Source organism: Ferrovum myxofaciens, from assembly GCF_000735045.1.
GTDB classification, from domain to species: domain Bacteria; phylum Pseudomonadota; class Gammaproteobacteria; order Burkholderiales; family Ferrovaceae; genus Ferrovum; species Ferrovum myxofaciens.
Window position 1 is genome coordinate 1 of the sequence record NZ_JPOQ01000487.1, and the last position, 851, is coordinate 851.

Genomic DNA, 851 nt, shown 5'->3' on the forward strand with positions numbered 1-851 from the left:
TCGCTCATTGAAAATCTCCATGGATTTTGGCCATCATCTCTGCGAGGTAAGCAGTTTTGCGCAGGGCCACAGCGATTTCTTTCAGGTTGTGACCCTGGTCCAGAAGTGGCTGAATGATTACGGTAAGGTCCAGTTCGACCGGAAAGAATTCTTCCGTGCCTGGTTCGTCCTTATTTCCTTGAGTGACCATCAATAGATCAGTGCGCCGGTCAGACCCATGGCTGCAAGGAATTTGTCACCAAGGACAATGAAGGCGACCCCAAGCACCACAAAGAGCGCTTTCTTGGCGATGCCACCCAGTTCTTCCCCGAACACCAGAGCAGCGCCTGCGGCGAGAAAGGCAATGACACTGATTGCGGTGGCCACTGGCCCGGTGAGGTCACTTTGCAACTGGATGATCGCGCTGTCCCAAGGGAGTCCCCCGGCCCCGGTGGCAAACGCATTGGAAATGGTGGCCATAAAAACTGCCCCGGTCATTCCAGCGCGGCGTGCAACTTTGGATCGAATTGCATTCACGATTGATTGGTTCATTTTCGTACCTTCCCTATCAGTAATGGCCCTCGACATGAGGGTCCTATTCAGACTCGGTGGGGAGGGAATGTGGGAGGAGAAAATACGGATGTTATGAAGTCGTTGAGTCCCTTGCCATCCGGATCCACGATCATGGTGGCGATGTTCTGGACACCCTTGATCAGGTTGGCATCAAGCCGGATTTCCTGTAACGGGCTAAACCTCCCCATGCCTAAAGGCAGGGGGTTCTAAGGGCGAACCCGCTGGGGTCTCCTGGCTCTCGTCTTGCGACTACAGCATCCAGGCCATGACCAGCGGCAAACCCTCTATTACAAACGACC

Annotated in this window: 3 protein-coding genes; 1 reads left to right on the forward strand and 2 read right to left on the reverse strand. The window is 54.3% G+C overall.

Annotated features, from left to right (window positions below; genetic code table 11):
* The coding region (locus tag IV91_RS19415) for a hypothetical protein (protein WP_233418503.1) at window positions 1-196 on the forward strand (196 nt) is incomplete at its 5' end.
* Here IV91_RS19415 and IV91_RS0114720 read toward each other — a convergent pair.
* Window positions 190-531: a TrbC/VirB2 family type IV secretion system protein gene (locus IV91_RS0114720; protein ID WP_031599569.1), complete on the reverse strand. Its 342-nt coding sequence runs from the start codon at window positions 529-531 to the stop codon at window positions 190-192. The genes IV91_RS19415 and IV91_RS0114720 overlap by 7 nt on opposite strands.
* A 47-nt stretch (window positions 532-578) precedes the next feature.
* A complete protein-coding gene (locus tag IV91_RS18740) occupies window positions 579-740 on the reverse strand; it encodes a hypothetical protein (RefSeq protein WP_160171601.1) in 162 nt (53 codons plus the stop codon).
* Window positions 741-851 lie beyond the last annotated feature (111 nt).